This is a genomic window from Catellatospora paridis, assembly GCF_009720365.1.
GTDB classification, from domain to species: Bacteria; Actinomycetota; Actinomycetes; order Mycobacteriales; family Micromonosporaceae; genus Catellatospora; species Catellatospora paridis.
In genome coordinates this window covers 138,775-152,999 of record NZ_WBZD01000043.1, presented here as the reverse complement: position 1 = coordinate 152,999, position 14,225 = coordinate 138,775, and the positions used below count along the sequence as shown (strand labels likewise).

General features: G+C 73.4%; 10 protein-coding genes, 1 rRNA gene and 2 pseudogenes. 12 read left to right on the top strand and 1 reads right to left on the bottom strand.

Features of this window, described 5'->3' with window-relative positions; genetic code table 11:
• Positions 1-7 precede the first annotated feature (7 nt).
• The 8 genes and pseudogenes from rrf (at position 8) to recN (ending at position 8,723) form a co-directional block, all read left to right on the top strand.
• Positions 8-124: ribosomal RNA gene (gene rrf, locus F9C41_RS38575) — 5S ribosomal RNA — on the top strand.
• A 2,043-nt stretch (positions 125-2,167) separates the two neighbouring features.
• Positions 2,168-3,109: a Replicase polyprotein 1ab gene (locus tag F9C41_RS40950; RefSeq protein ID WP_230690336.1), complete on the top strand. Its 942-nt coding sequence runs from the start codon at positions 2,168-2,170 to the stop codon at positions 3,107-3,109.
• Positions 3,106-3,906, top strand: a pseudogene (locus tag F9C41_RS38565) (HAD-IIA family hydrolase); the annotation flags it as partial. The gene F9C41_RS40950 and the pseudogene F9C41_RS38565, both read left to right, overlap by 4 nt.
• Before the next feature lie 76 nt (positions 3,907-3,982).
• Positions 3,983-4,870, top strand: coding sequence for a phasin family protein (locus tag F9C41_RS38560; protein ID WP_230690329.1), 888 nt, complete (start codon positions 3,983-3,985; stop codon positions 4,868-4,870).
• A complete protein-coding gene (locus F9C41_RS38555) occupies positions 4,867-5,091 on the top strand; it encodes a hypothetical protein (protein WP_120320145.1) in 225 nt (74 codons plus the stop codon). The genes F9C41_RS38560 and F9C41_RS38555 overlap by 4 nt, the downstream gene beginning before the upstream one ends.
• A gap of 5 nt (positions 5,092-5,096) precedes the next feature.
• On the top strand, positions 5,097-5,918 hold the full coding sequence (locus F9C41_RS38550) for a TlyA family RNA methyltransferase (RefSeq protein WP_155391794.1): 822 nt from the start codon (positions 5,097-5,099) through the stop codon (positions 5,916-5,918).
• 4 nt (positions 5,919-5,922) lie between these two features.
• A complete protein-coding gene (locus F9C41_RS38545) occupies positions 5,923-6,828 on the top strand; it encodes an NAD kinase (RefSeq protein WP_155391793.1) in 906 nt (301 codons plus the stop codon).
• Positions 6,829-6,977: 149 nt separating this feature from the next.
• Positions 6,978-8,723, top strand: coding sequence for a DNA repair protein RecN (recN, locus tag F9C41_RS38540; RefSeq protein ID WP_155391792.1), 1,746 nt, complete (start codon positions 6,978-6,980; stop codon positions 8,721-8,723).
• A gap of 82 nt (positions 8,724-8,805) precedes the next feature.
• Here the strand turns inward: recN and F9C41_RS38535 are convergent, their stop codons facing one another.
• Positions 8,806-9,129: a DMT family transporter gene (locus F9C41_RS38535; RefSeq protein WP_155391791.1), complete on the bottom strand. Its 324-nt coding sequence runs from the start codon at positions 9,127-9,129 to the stop codon at positions 8,806-8,808.
• Positions 9,130-9,290: 161 nt separating this feature from the next.
• Here F9C41_RS38535 and steA point away from each other — a divergent pair, with 161 nt between their 5' ends.
• From steA to murJ, 4 genes and pseudogenes are all read left to right on the top strand, one after another.
• The gene (steA, locus tag F9C41_RS38530; protein ID WP_155391790.1) at positions 9,291-10,469 is read left to right on the top strand and encodes a putative cytokinetic ring protein SteA; all 1,179 of its coding nucleotides are present in this window, start codon (positions 9,291-9,293) and stop codon (positions 10,467-10,469) included.
• 27 nt (positions 10,470-10,496) lie between these two features.
• Entirely contained in the window at positions 10,497-11,426 is a 930-nt protein-coding gene (locus F9C41_RS38525; protein WP_155391789.1) for a copper transporter, read from the top strand.
• A gap of 6 nt (positions 11,427-11,432) precedes the next feature.
• A pseudogene (locus F9C41_RS38520) lies at positions 11,433-12,260 on the top strand (hypothetical protein); the annotation flags it as partial.
• A 326-nt stretch (positions 12,261-12,586) separates the two neighbouring features.
• The gene (murJ, locus tag F9C41_RS38515; RefSeq protein WP_155391788.1) at positions 12,587-14,221 is read left to right on the top strand and encodes a murein biosynthesis integral membrane protein MurJ; all 1,635 of its coding nucleotides are present in this window, start codon (positions 12,587-12,589) and stop codon (positions 14,219-14,221) included.
• Positions 14,222-14,225: the final 4 nt, after the last annotated feature.

Here is a 14,225-nt window from a genome sequence, read left to right as displayed (position 1 = left end):
ATAGAGTTACGGCGGCCATGGCGGAGGGGAAACGCCCGGTAACATTCCGAACCCGGAAGCTAAGCCCTCCAGCGCCGATGGTACTGCAACGGGGACGTTGTGGGAGAGTAGGACGCCGCCGGACAAACGTTCCATACGAGGGCCTCCCCGCCAGGGGTAGGCCCTCGTATGCGTTGTGCCGCCGATTTCCGGCAGCATCAGGAAGGATGTACCCGTGAACTCGAGTTCCAACGACAAGCCCGGACAAGACTCGTCCGGCCAGGCCGGCCGCGGAGGCGGCGGGTCTCGCTCCGAGAGGGGCGGGTACGACCGTTCCCATGGCAAGCGTGAAGGTTTCCGGCGCGACGGCGACCGCGCCCGTGGTTTCGACGGCGGCTACGAGAAGCCGCGCGGCGCCGGTGCCGGTGAGCGCGGCGCGCCCCGTAGCGGCGGTGACGAGCGCGGCGGTTTCCGCAGTGCCGGCGACCGCACCGGTGGTGACCGCGGCGGATTCCGTGGCGGTGACCGGGATCGCGCCGGTGGCGACCGTGGTGGGTCCTCCCGCGGTGGCGACCGTCCGAGCTATGGCGACCGTGCCGGTGGCAGCCGTGAGGGTGGTTTCCGTTCTGGTGGTGCCGACCGTGGTGGGTTCTCCCGCGGTGGCGGCGACCGTCCGAGCTATGGCGACCGTTCCGGTGGCAGCCGCGAGGGTGGCTTCCGCAGTGCGGGCGACCGCACCGGCGGTGACCGTGGCGGCTTCCGCAGCGGTGGCGGTGCCGGTGGCAGCCGCGAGGGTGGCTTCCGCTCCGGTGGCGGGGACCGTGCCGGCGGCAGCCGTGAGGGTGGCTTCCGTTCCGGTGGCGACCGTCCGAGCTACGGCGACCGTTCCGGTGGCAGCCGCGAGGGTGGTTTCCGCAGTGGCGGCGGTGCCGGTGGCAGCCGCGAGGGTGGCTTCCGCTCCGGTGGCGGGGACCGTACCGGCGGCAGCCGTGAGGGTGGCTTCCGTTCCGGTGGCGACCGTCCGAGCTACGGCGACCGTTCCGGTGGCAGCCGTGAGGGCGGTTTCCGCAGCGGTGGCGATCGTGAGCGTTTCGGTGGCGGCGAGCGTCGTGAGGGTGGTTTCCGCAGTGGCGGCGACCGCACCGGTGGCGACCGTCCGAGCTACGGCGACCGTTCCGGTGGCAGCCGCGAAGGCGGCTTCCGCAGCGGTGGCGACCGTCGTGAGGGCGGCTTCCGCAGTGACCGTCCCAGTGGCGGCGACCGCGCCGGTGGCAGCCGTGAAGGTGGCTTCCGCAGTGGCGGCGACCGTGCCGGTGGCAGCCGTGAGGGTGGTTTCCGTTCCGGTGGCGACCGTCCGAGCTATGGCGACCGTTCCGGTGGCAGCCGTGAGGGCGGTTTCCGCAGCGGCGGTGACCGTGAGCGTTTCGGTGGCGGCGAGCGTCGTGAGGGTGGTTTCCGCAGTGGCGGCGACCGCACCGGTGGCGACCGTCCGAGCTACGGCGACCGTTCCGGTGGCACTCGCGAGGGCGGCTTCCGCTCCGGTGGTGGCGACCGCACCGGTGGCAGCCGTGAAGGTGGCTTCCGCAGTGGCGGCGACCGTGCCGGTGGCAGCCGTGAAGGCGGCTTCCGCCGCCCGTCCGACGACCGCGGCGGCTACCGCAGCGGCGGGTTCGGCGACCGCACTGGTGGCAGCCGTGAGGGTGGTTTCCGTGGCGGTGACCGGGACCGTTCCGGTGGCGACCGTGCCGGTGGCAGCCGTGAGGGCGGCTTCCGCAGTGACCGTCCCAGTGGCGGCGACCGTGCCGGTGGCAGCCGCGAGGGCGGCTTCCGTTCCGGTGGCGGCGACCGTGCCGGGTTCTCCGGCGGCGGCGACCGTCCCGCGTACGGCGACCGTCGTGAGGGCGGTTTCCGCAGCGGTGCCGGCGAGCGTGCCGGTGGCGACCGCGGCGGCTTCCGCCGTGACGGCGACGACCGCGGCGCCCCCCGTGAGGGTGGTTTCCGCGGCGGTGACCGGGACCGTGCCGGTGCCGACCGCCGTGAGGGCGGCGTCCGCGGTGGCGACCGTGAGCGGTCCACCGAGGGCCGTGAGGGCGACCAGGCCCGCGAATTCGAGGGTACGGGTCGCCCCGGCCCCGAGCTGCCGGAGAGCATCACGGCCGCGGACCTCGACAACGAGGTGCGCGCCGAGCTGCTGTCGCTGGCCAAGCCGGTCGCGGACACCGTCGCCCGGCACCTGGTCGCGACCGGTCAGCTGATCGACGACGACCCGGAGAAGGCGCTGGAGCACGCGCTGGCCGCCCGCCGGCTGGCGTCGCGCATCGCGGTGGTCCGCGAAGCGGTCGGTCTGGCCGCGTACCAGACGGGCGACTGGGCGAGCGCGATCGCGGAGATCCGCACGTACCACCGGATGACCGGGCGTCAGACGCACCTGGCCGTGCTGGCCGACTGCGAGCGCGCGCTGGGCCGTCCGGAGAAGGCGATCGACCTGTTCCGCGGTGTCGAGCGCGACAAGCTGAGCCAGGGCGAGGCGCTGGAGCTGCTGATCGTGGCGGCGGGTGCCCGTGGGGACATGGGTCAGCACGAGGCCGCCGCGGCGATGCTGCAGGTGCGCGAGCTGACCGTGGAGTCCGACGAGGACTGGTCGCCGCGGCTGCGGTACGCGTACGCCGACTCGCTGCTGGCGTCGGGGCGCACCGAGGAGGCGCGGGAGTGGTTCGCCAAGGCGGCCGCAGCCGACTCCGACGCGGTGACCGACGCGGCCGAGCGGCTGCTCGAGCTGGACGGCGTCGAGATCGAGGACGAGGACGAGGGGGACGAGGAGCACGCCGACCGTGCGCGTGCCGCCTCGGCTGAGGCCGACTCCGACTCCGACTCCGACTCCGACGACGACGACGAGGATGATGACGACGTCGACGGCGAGGACTACGACGAAGACGATGAGGACGACCTCGACGAAGACGATGAAGACGACGAGGACGACCTCGACGACGATGACGACGACGACGACGATGAAGACGAGGGCCGTGACGGCGGCGCCGACGAGGACGACGACGACCTCGAGGACTTCGACGAGAAGCCCACGGCCGCTGCCGACGAGGCCCCTGCCACGAAGGCGGAAGCAGACAAGTGACATCGCTCGTCGAGAACTATGACCTGGTCATATTCGATCTCGACGGCGTGCTTTACCTCATCGACCGCCCCATTCCCGGGGCGGTCGATGCGTTGGCACGCCTGAGGGATCAGGGATTGCCCGTGCGCTTCGCGACGAACAACGCCTCGCGGCGGGCGGCCGAGGTCGCGGCGCTGCTGCGGGGCATGGGCATCGCGGCGCAGCCGCAGGAGGTGCTGACCTCGGCCGGTGCGGCCGCGGCGCTGCTGGCGCAGCGGCTGGAGCCGGGCGCGCCGGTGCTGGTGCTGGGTGCGCCCGCGCTGCGCGGCGAGGTGACCGACGTCGGGCTGCGGCCGGTGGACAGCGCCGACGACAACCCTCGCGCGGTCGTCCAGGGCTTCGGCCCGGATCTCGGCTGGAAGCAGCTGGCGGAGGCGTGCGTGGCGATCCGGGCCGGAGCATGGTGGGTGGCCACCAACACCGACCGGACCCTGCCGACGCTGCGCGGGCCGTTGCCGGGCAACGGTTCCCTGGTCGCGCTGCTGGCCCACGCGCTGGAGCGGGAGCCCGACGTGGTGGTGGGCAAGCCCGAGCCGGGCCTGTTCGCGACGGCGGCGGCGCAGGCGTCCGCGCGCCGGGTGCTGGTCGTCGGCGACCGGCTGGACACCGACATCGCCGGTGCGCATCGGGCCGGAATGGACAGCCTGCTGGTGCTGACCGGTGTCTCCACGGCGGTCGAGGCGGCCGCGGCGAGCGGCGCGCTGCGGCCGACGTACGTGGCGGCGGATCTGGGGGGCCTCTTCACGGCACCCACAGTCCCGGCCCTGTAGCGTTGGTCCGCGGAACGGTACGGGACGCCTGTGGTGTCCCATACCGGGCATCAGACGAGAGGTGGTGACCGCTGTGGCGAGCAAGTCGGGCGAACCGATGCAGGACGTGGTTAAGGCGTACCTCGAGCTGGCCTTCGGGCTGACCGAGGCGTCGAAGAAGAAGGCGGAGAAGACCGTCAAGAAGGCGGCCAAGGAGCTGCTCGGCAAGAGCGGCGCGACGGCGGCGCAGCTGCAGACCATGGCGGAGGAACTGGTCACCACGGGGCTGCAGAACCGTGAGGCGATCACCCGCATCGTGCGCCTGGAGCTCGACCGCGCCCTCGGCCGGGTCGGTCTGGCCACCGCCGAGGAGGTCGCCACGCTGACCGCCCGCATCGAGGACCTCGAAGCCGAGCTGCGCGAGGCGAAGGCCGACCGGCCCGCGTCCACGACCAACGGCTCCTCCGCCGCCGCGAGCCCGGTGGTCGCGCCCGCGCCGGTGGCGAAGAAGGCGATCGCCAAGAAGGCGGTCGCTCCGGCGAAGGCGACTGCTCCGGCGAAGGCCGCCGAGCCCGCGGCCGCGCCCGTGGAGCCGGTCACGACCACGCCGGCTGCGGTCGCCAAGCGGGTCAAGAAGGCCGCGCCCGTGGTGAAGGCCGCGCCCGCGAAGAAGGCGCCCGCGGCGAAGGCCGAGCCGTCCCAGGAGACCCCGATCAAGGGTGCCGCGGCGGCCCGCAAGCCGGCCAAGGCCGTGGCGAAGAAGACCGCGAAGGCAGTGGCCGGCAAGGCCGCCGCCGGGGTGGACGCCGCCACCGCGATCGAGGCCGTCGCCAAGGCGACCTCGGGCGGCCCGGAGCCGGTGGCCCCGGTCGCGTTCAGCTCCGCCGCCGACGTCCCGGTGGCCGCGAAGAAGGCTCCCGCCAAGAAGACCACGGCCAAGAAGGCCCCCGCCCGTAAGGCGGCCACCGCGTGACCTCACCGCAGCTGCCGCTGTCGTTCTCGCCGTCGGTGCCGACGCCGCGTCCGATGCCGACACCGGCGACGCTCATGCCCGGACCGACCGGCCACCACGCGGTGGACGCCGCGGTCCGGGCGGTGGCCAACGCCGCCGACCTGCCGCTGGCCGAGCAGCTGGCGGCGTACGAGGCGGCGCACAAGACGTTGCGGGAAGTCCTGACCGCGATCGAGGCCTGACGCACATGGCACGTCGTACGCGCCTGGACGCGGAGCTGGTCCGTCGCGGGCTGGCCCGCTCGCGCGAGCAGGCCGGCGAGCTCATCGCCGCGGGCCGGGTCGAGGTCAAGGGCTCCGTGGCGCACAAGGCCGCGGCCATGGTCGACCCGGCCGACGCGGTGCGCGTCGTCGGTGAGTCCACCGGTGACGACTACGTCTCCCGGGGCGGTCACAAGCTGGCCGGGGCGCTGGCCGCGTTCACGCCGCACGGGCTGGTCGTGGCCGGCCGCCGCTGCCTGGACGCGGGCGCGTCGACCGGCGGCTTCACCGACGTGCTGCTGCGCAACGGCGCCGCCGAGGTCGTCGCCGTGGACGTGGGCTACGGCCAGCTGGCCTGGTCGCTGCGCACCGACGAGCGGGTGAAGGTGCACGAGCGCACCAACGTGCGCACGCTCGTCCCGGAGACGATCGGCGGCGTGGTCGGCCTGACGGTGGCCGACCTGTCGTTCATCTCGCTGCGCCTGGTGCTGCCCGCGCTGGCCGCGTGCACCGACGGCGACCTGGTGCTGATGGTGAAGCCGCAGTTCGAGGTCGGCAAGGAGCGCGTCGGCACCGGCGGCGTGGTGCGCGATCCGGCGCTGCGGGCCGAGGCGGTGCTGGACGTCGCCGCCGCCGCGGGCACGCTCGGGCTGGGCGTGGCCGGGGTGACCGCGAGCCCGCTGCCCGGGCCGTCGGGCAACGTGGAGTTCTTCGTATGGTTCCGGCGTGACGCGCCCGCCCCCGCGGTGGACGACATCCGCGCCGTGGTGGAGGCTGGGGTGCCGAACGTTTCCGACCCTGAGGACTGACTGAATGACGGAGCGCGTGGCGCTGCTGGTCACCCATACCGGCCGGAAGGACTCCACCGATCACGCCCGCACCGTGGCGCGGGACCTGATCGCGGCGGGGTTCAGCGTGCGGGTGGTGGCCGAGGAGGCCGAAGACCTGGACCTGTCGGGGGTGACCCCGATCTCGGGCGCGTGCGCCGCTCAGGGCGCGGAGATCGTGTTCGCGCTGGGCGGTGACGGCACCCTGCTGCGCGCGGCGGAGCTGGCGCGCCCGGAGGGGGCCCCGCTGCTGGGCATCAACCTGGGCAAGGTCGGGTTCCTGGCCGAGGCCGAGATCGCCGACCTGGACTCGGCCGTGCGCGACGTGGTCGCGCGCGAGTACAGCGTCGAGGAGCGGCTCACCATCGACGTCACCGCGGAGCTGGCCGGCGAGGTCATCGCCGAGTCCTGGGCGCTCAACGAGGTCAGCGTCGAGAAGGGCAGCCGCGAGCGCATGCTCGAACTGCTGGTCGATGTGGACGGTCGCCCGCTGTCGCGCTACGGCTGCGACGGTGTGGTGTGCGCCACCCCGACCGGTTCGACGGCGTACGCGTTCTCGGCGGGCGGGCCCGTGGTGTGGCCTCAGGTGGAGGCGCTGCTGCTGGTGCCGATCAGCGCGCACGCGCTGTTCAGCCGCCCGCTGGTCACCGCGCCGGACTCGACGATCCAGATCACCATCGACCCGTACACCGAGCACGCGCTGATGAGCTGCGACGGTCGCCGGGTGTTCGCGCTGCCGCCGGGCGCGCAGGTCACGGTGCGTCGCGGCGCGCTGCCGGTGCGGGTGGCGCGGCTGCGGCCGCGGCCGTTCACCGACCGGCTGGTGGCCAAGTTCGGCCTGCCCGTGGAGGGTTGGCGCACGCACGGCCAGCGGCACGCGACCGGCCACTGACGGGCGACCCGGCGTCGCCACCGGTCGGTTTGCCGCCGGCGGCGACCGGGTCGTTCACCGGGTGGACGCAGCGTGTTACCGCAGTCGTCGGCACAGGCCACGGCGGCCCGGCGTGACACTGTCGGAGGGGCGGGCTACTGTCATCTGCTGTGCTGGAAGAGTTGCGTATCACCGGTCTCGGCGTGATCGAGGACACCACCCTCCCGCTGACCCGTGGCATGAATGTCATCACCGGTGAGACCGGTGCCGGCAAGACCATGGTCGTCACCGGGCTGGGGCTGCTGTTCGGCGGGCGTGCCGACGCCGGCCGGGTGCGGGCCGAGCCCGGCCGCGCCACCGTCGAAGGCCGGCTGCGGCTGACGGGCAACGCGGCCAGTGCCGTGGCCGCCCGAGTGGCCGAGGCCGGAGCCGAGGGCGACGACGACGGGACGCTGCTGATGAGCCGCACCGTCACCGTCGAGGGCCGGTCCAAGGCCCACGTGGGCGGCCGGACCGTGCCGGTGTCGCTGCTCAGCGACGTCGGTGAGCAGGTCGTCGCGGTGCACGGGCAGTCCGACCAGCTGCGCCTGCTGCGGCCGTCGGAGCAGCGCGGCGCGCTGGACCGGTTCGCCGGTCCGGAGCACGAGAAGCTGCTGGTGGAGTTCAAGGAGCTGTTCGGCCGCTGGCGGGCCGTGGCCGAGGACCTCGCCGACCGTCGCGCCAACGCGCGCACCCGCGCCCAGGAGGCAGACCTGCTGCGCCTCGGCCTCGACGAGATCACGCGGGTGGACCCGCAGGCCGGTGAGGACGAGGAGCTGCGGGCCGAGGCCCAGCGCCTGGAGCACGCCGAGGGCCTGCGCACCGCCGCGCACATCGCGCACCAGGCCATCGCGGGCGGCGGCGAGACCGACAGCGAGGACGCGACCAGCCTGGTCGGCACCGCCCGGCGCACCCTGGAGTCGCAGTCCACGGTGGACGCGAAGCTGGGGGAGTACGCCGCCCGCCTGGAGGAGGCGGCGTCGCTGCTCGGCGACGTCTCCGTGGAGCTGTCGACGTATCTGGCCAGCCTGGACGCCGACCCGGCCCGGCTGCAGCAGATCTACGAGCGCCGCGCCGCGCTGCGCTCGCTGACCCGCAAGTACGCCGACGACGTCGACGGCGTCATCGCCTGGGCCGACAACGCCAAGGCCCGCCTGGCCGCGCTGGACACCTCCGACGAGCTGCTCGACGAGCTCGAGCGGGAGATGAACCGGCTCGCCGGTGAGGTCGCCGAGCTCGCCGCGAAGCTGCGCGCGGCGCGGATGGAGGCCGCCGGGCTCTTCGCCGACAAGGTGACCGTCGAACTGGCGGGCCTGGCCATGCCGCACTCCCGCATCTCGGTGCTGGTCGTGCCGCGCCCGGCCGGCGACATCAGCCTGGTCGTCGACGGGGTCGGGTCCGGGATCACCCCCGACGGCGCCGACGACATCGAGCTGCGCCTGCTGGCGCACCCCGGCGCGCCGGCGCTGCCGCTGCAGAAGGGCGCGTCCGGAGGTGAGCTGTCCCGGGTGATGCTCGCCATCGAGGTCGTCTTCGCCGGTGTCGGCGGCCCGCCGACGCTGGTCTTCGACGAGGTCGACTCGGGTGTCGGCGGCCGCGCCGCGGTGGAGATCGGACGCCGGCTGGCCCGGCTGGCCCGCAACCACCAGGTGCTGGTCGTCACGCACCTGCCGCAGGTCGCCGCGTTCGCCGACCGCCACCTGGTGGTGGCCAAGGATACCGGCGGGGCGATCACCACCAGCGGCGTGCGCGTCGTCGAGGAGACCGAGCGGGCCCGTGAACTGGCCCGCATGCTGGCCGGCCTGCCCGACTCCGATCTGGGCATCGCCCACGCCGAGGAGCTGCTGGCCGTCGCGGCCCGCGAACGCGCCGCCTGAGCCCGTACCACCGCCGAGGGCGGTGCGCCCCACACCCGTGGCGCGCACCGCCTTCGTCCGCGTCTGAGCGTCGGGGCGGGGGTCAGTGCTGCTGGCCGAGTTCGAGGGCGACCACGCCGGCCGCGACGAGGACCAGGCCGACGACCTGGAGCCAGCTGAAGCGGTCCTGGAAGAAGACCACCCCGGCCAGGGCGACCAGGGCCACGCCGATGCCCGCCCAGATGCCGTACGCCAGTCCCAGTGCCATGCCGCGCTTGAGGACCTGGCTCAGGAGCACGAAGGCCGTGACGTAGCCCACGACCACCACCACGGACGGCAGCGCCTTGGTGAAGCCGGCAGACGCCCGCAGGCACACCGTGGCGATGACTTCGGCGAGGATGGCTCCGGCGAGCATGAGGTAGATCACGCGCCTCACTGTAAAGGTCGATCATGGAGGTCGGCGCTTGCGGCGCGATGCGGTTACCGTTGAGTTCGCGCGAGGTTTCGGACATCACAATTCGGCCCGTTTGGGCCGATCAAGGGGTGTCGTACGCGCCAATACCGGACTGACATGCCAGGATGGCTGCGATGCGTCTTCCCACCTTGCGCCGGACCCGGCCCGCCGAACCGGGGATCCTGACCGGCACCGCACGGCTCGACCGCCGGACCAAACGTCTGGTCGGTCGCCTGCGCCCTGGCGAGATCGCCGTGATCGATCACGTCGACATCGACCGGGTCGCCGCCGACTCCCTGGTGGCCGTGGGGGTGGCGGCGGTGCTCAACGCCAAGCCCTCCATCTCGGGCCGCTACCCCAACCTAGGTCCCCAGGTGCTGGTCGAGGCCGGCATCACCCTGCTCGACGATCTCGGCGAGGGGGTGTTCCAGCAGATCCGCGAGGGCGACTCGGTCCGGGTCGAGGGCAACACCGTCTTCGTGCGCGGTGAGCCGGTGGCGCACGGAGTGCGCCAGGACGCCGACTCCATCTCCAAGGCCATGCTCGACGCCCGCGAGGGCCTGTCGGTGCAGCTGGAGGCGTTCGCCGCGAACACCATGGAGTACCTCAAGCAGGAGCGGGAGCTGCTGCTCGACGGTGTCGGCGTGCCCGAGATCAAGACCCAGATCTCCGGCCGGCACTGCCTGATCGTGGTGCGCGGCTACGACTACAAGGCCGACCTGGACGTGCTGCGGCCGTACATCCGCGAGTTCAAGCCGGTGCTGATCGGTGTGGACGGCGGCGCGGACGCGCTGGTCGAGGCGGGTTACACGCCCGACATGATCATCGGCGACATGGACTCGGTCACCGACGACGTGCTGCGTTGTGGCGCCGAGGTGGTCGTGCACGCCTATCCCGACGGCCGGGCCCCGGGCCTGGACCGGGTGCACCAGCTCGGTGTGTCCGGGATCACCTTTCCGGCGGCGGCGACGAGCGAGGACATCGCGATGCTGCTGGCCGACGAGAAGGGCGCGACCCTGATCGTGGCGGTCGGCACCCACGCGACGCTGGTCGAGTTTCTGGACAAGGGCCGCGGGGGTATGGCTTCGACGTTCCTCACCCGCCTGCGGGTGGGCGGCAAGCTGGTCGACGCCAAGGGTGTGAGCCGGCTCTACCGGCAGAGCATTTCAGGTTCCTCGTTGCTTTTGCTGGTATTGTCCGCCATTGCGGCGATGGCCGCGGCCGTCGCCGTGTCCACGGTCGGCAAGGCCTACCTGTCGCTGGCCGCGGAGTGGTGGGACGACGTGATGTTCCACCTGCAGCGGCTGTTCTAGGAACCCGGACGATCAAGAGGCTCTGACGTGATCAACTTTAGGTACCACGTGGTGTCCATGACGGCGGTGTTCCTGGCGCTGGCAATCGGGCTGGTGGTGGGGACCGCCGCGCTCAACGGCCCAGCGGCCGACGCCCTCGAGAAGAACGTCAATGCGCTGCGCGCGACCAACTCGCAGCTGCGTGACCAGGTCACGGGACTGCGTGACCAGGCCAACCGCGAGGAGCAGTTCGTCACCGAGGCCGCGCCGATCATGCTGAACGGCAAGCTCGGCAACCGCCGCGTGCTGCTGCTGGTGCTGCCCTCGGGCCGGGACCAGGTCGAGGGCGTCGAGAGCATCCTCAAGACCGCGGGCGCCAAGATCGCCGGCACGGTCGAGCTGACCGACAAGTTCTTCAACCCGGACAACAGCGTCGAGCTGCTCGACCTGGAGAACAAGGCCGAGCCGGCCAGCGTGCCGACCACCGCGATCCCGGCCAACAGCGACGGCGTCGAGTCCTCCAGCGCGCTGCTGGCCGCGGTGCTGCTCGACCGCAGTCCGGCCGTGCCCGCGCCGGACCGCGCCGCGGTGCTCGCCGCGTACAGCAAGCTCGGCTACCTGACCACCAGCGGCGCCGTGTCCGGCCCGGCCGAGGCGGTCGTGCTGGTCAGCGGCTCGCCGTACACCGACAGCCAGGCGGCGGGCAAGAACGCCTCCGTGGTCACCACCGCGGTGCAGTTCGACCACGCCGGTGTCGCGGTCGTCGGCGGTGTGCTCGGCGGCGAGGGCAACCTCATGATCGAGGTACGCGACGACGCCACCCTCGCCAAGACCATCTCGACCGTGGACAACGCGGAGACGGTGCAGGGGCAGGTCGCCGCCGCGCTGGCGCTGCACGAGCAGTTCTCCGACAGCAAGGCGGGCCACTACGGCGTCGGCCCCAACGCCAGCGCGTTGCTGCCGCAGCAGCAGAAGTGAGCTGACGTGGGTTTACTCGCCAGAGCGGCACTGATCGGCCTGGGCGCTTACGGCGCCCGGGCCGCACTGCGTGTGGTGCGCGACCAGCCCCGGGCCAAGGAGCTGGAACGGACGAACTTCCGCGGCCGCACGCTCACCCTGGCCGGCGGCCCCGCGCTGGCGGTCTCGGCGAGCGTCACCAGCGCGCTGGGCGCGGGCGACCCGCGCACCGCCGCCGCCGCGCTGACGGCCGGCCTGTCCAGCGGCGCGGTGGGGCTGTACGACGACGTCGTGGGCGCGCGCCCCGACCAGAAGGCCGACAAGGGCTTCCGGGGCCACCTGCGAGCGCTGCGCGAGGGCCGGGTCACCAGCGGCCTGGTGAAGATCGCGGGGGTGGGCGCGGGCGCGCTCGTCGCCGCGGCGCTGCTGCCGAACCGCCGCGAGCGGGGCAGGCTCGGCCGGGCCGCCGAGGTGGCGCTGGGCGCCGGCGTGATCGCCGGCAGCGCGAACCTGTTCAACCTGCTCGACCTGCGCCCCGGCCGGGCGCTGAAGGCCGGTGTGCTGGTCGGCGTGCCGTTGACCGCCACCCGCGCGGGCGGCCTGGCCGCCGGTCCGGTCGGCGCGAGCGCCGGCCTGCTGCCCGCCGACCTCGGCGAAGAGATCATGCTCGGCGACTCCGGCGCGAACGCGCTCGGCGCGCTGCTCGGGGTCAGCGCGACCGCCCGCACCGGCCTGTTCGGCCGCGCCGCCATGCTCGCCGGCATCGCCGCGCTGACCGCGGCCAGCGAGAAGGTCAGCTTCACCAAGGTCATCGAACGCACCCCGGTGCTGCGCGAGATCGACGCCTGGGGCCGTATCCCGGCGGCCAGGCCGAGCGGCGCCGCGACGCCCGGCAGCAGCCCGGTCGACGAGCCCGCCGGCGGTGCCGCGCCCGGCCAGGTCTCGGTGGCCGGTGCCGGTGGCAGGGCCACCACGAACGAGCCGATGACCCCCGCTGACGAGACCTCCGCCGACGAGGCCCCCGCCAAGCCGAGGACCGCGAAGAAGGCCGTGCGGCCCGTCGCGAAGCAGGCAGCCCCGGCGGACGGGACGGCGGCGGTGGGGGCCGAGCATGCCACGGACGCGGCTCCCGCCGTGGACAAGCCGAGGCCACGAGCACGGGCGCCGCGCCGTACCGCTTCATGACCGTGACCGCTGACGACAAGGCCGCGGCCCCCTCGGCCGCCGGCCCGGCAGCGGCCCGCATTGCCGGCGCCGCGACGCTGATCGCGGGGCTGACCGTGCTGAGCCGGCTGGCGGGGTTCGGCCGCACCCTGGTCTTCTCGCAGACTGTCGGCTTCGGCGACCTCAGCGGGATGTACCTGGCCGTCAACACCATTCCCAACATCATCTTCGAGATCGTGGCCGGCGGGGCGCTGGCCGGCCTCGTCGTCCCGCTGCTGGCCGGGCCGCTGGCGGCGGGGGACCGCGAGCAGGTGCGCCGCACCGTATCCGCGCTGCTCACCTGGGCACTGGTGGCGCTGATCCCGCTGGCGGCGCTGCTGTGGGTGGCGGCCGACCCGGTGGTCACCCTGCTCCAGTCGAAGGCCGGACCGGAGCTGCATGAGGCCGGTGTGTCGATGCTGCGCGTGTTCGCGCCCCAGGTGCCGCTCTACGGCATCGGCATCGTGCTCACCGGCGTGCTGCACGCACATCGCAAGTTCGCGTGGCCGGTGCTGGCGCCGCTGCTGTCGAGCCTCACCGTGATCGGCGCGTATCTGCTGTTCGCCGCCGCCGCCGGGGCCAAGCCGACGCAGGTCAGCGGATCCGAGCTGGCCATCCTGTCGGTGGGCACGACGCTCGGCGTGGTGGTCCTGACCCTGTGCCTGATCATCCCGGTCAGCCGGCTGGGCCTGCGGCTGCGGCCGGTGTTCCGGGTGGAGCCCGCGCAGCGGCGGCGGATGAGCGCACTCGGGCTGGCGGGTGCGGCCACGGTCGTCGCGCAGCAGGTGGCGCTGCTGGTGGCGATCATCCTGGCGGGGCGGGTCCTGTCCGGCCCCGACGGGGCGTCGGTCAACACGCTCTACAACTACGCGATGACCCTCTACCTGCTGCCGTGGGCGGTGCTGGCGGTGCCCGCCGCCACGGCCGCCTACCCCGCGATCGCCACGGCCTTCGCCACCGCCGATCACACCACGCTGCGGCTCACGGTGGCCCGTACCGGACGGGCGGTCCTGCTGCTCAGCGGCCTCGGCGCGGCGGGCCTAGCCGCGGTGGCCGTGCCCGCGGCGGGGTTCCTGACCGACGACGAGAGCATCCCCGCGCTGGCCACGGCGGTCCTCGCGTTCGCACCCGGCCTGCTCGGCTACGGGCTGGCCGCGCTGCACCAGCGCACCCTGTACGCGGTGGGCGCGAACCGGCTCGCGGCGCTCGGGGTCAGCGGCGGCTGGGCGGTCACGCTCGTCGCTGCGGTGATCCTGTCCTGGGCGCTGCCGGACGGGCAGCGGGCCGTGGCGCTGGGCGCGGCGAACTCGATCGGCATGCTGGTGATGGCGGTGCTGCTCGCGCTGGCGGTCCGTGCCCGGGTGGGTGGTAACGCCCTGACCGGCCTGTTCCGTGCCGCGCTGGCCGCTTCGGCGGCCGCTGCGGCAGGCGCCGCCGCCGGGGTGGAGGCGGGCCGGGCGGTCGTCTCCGGGACCCCAGGCATCATGGGTCTGGTCGGACAGGGCATGCTGTCCGGTGGCGTGTCGCTTGTAGTCTTCCTGATCGTGTGTGCCCTGCTCGACCTGCCGGACCTGCGTCCGCTGCTCGAGCGGGTGAGCCGAAGGCGGGGATGACCGG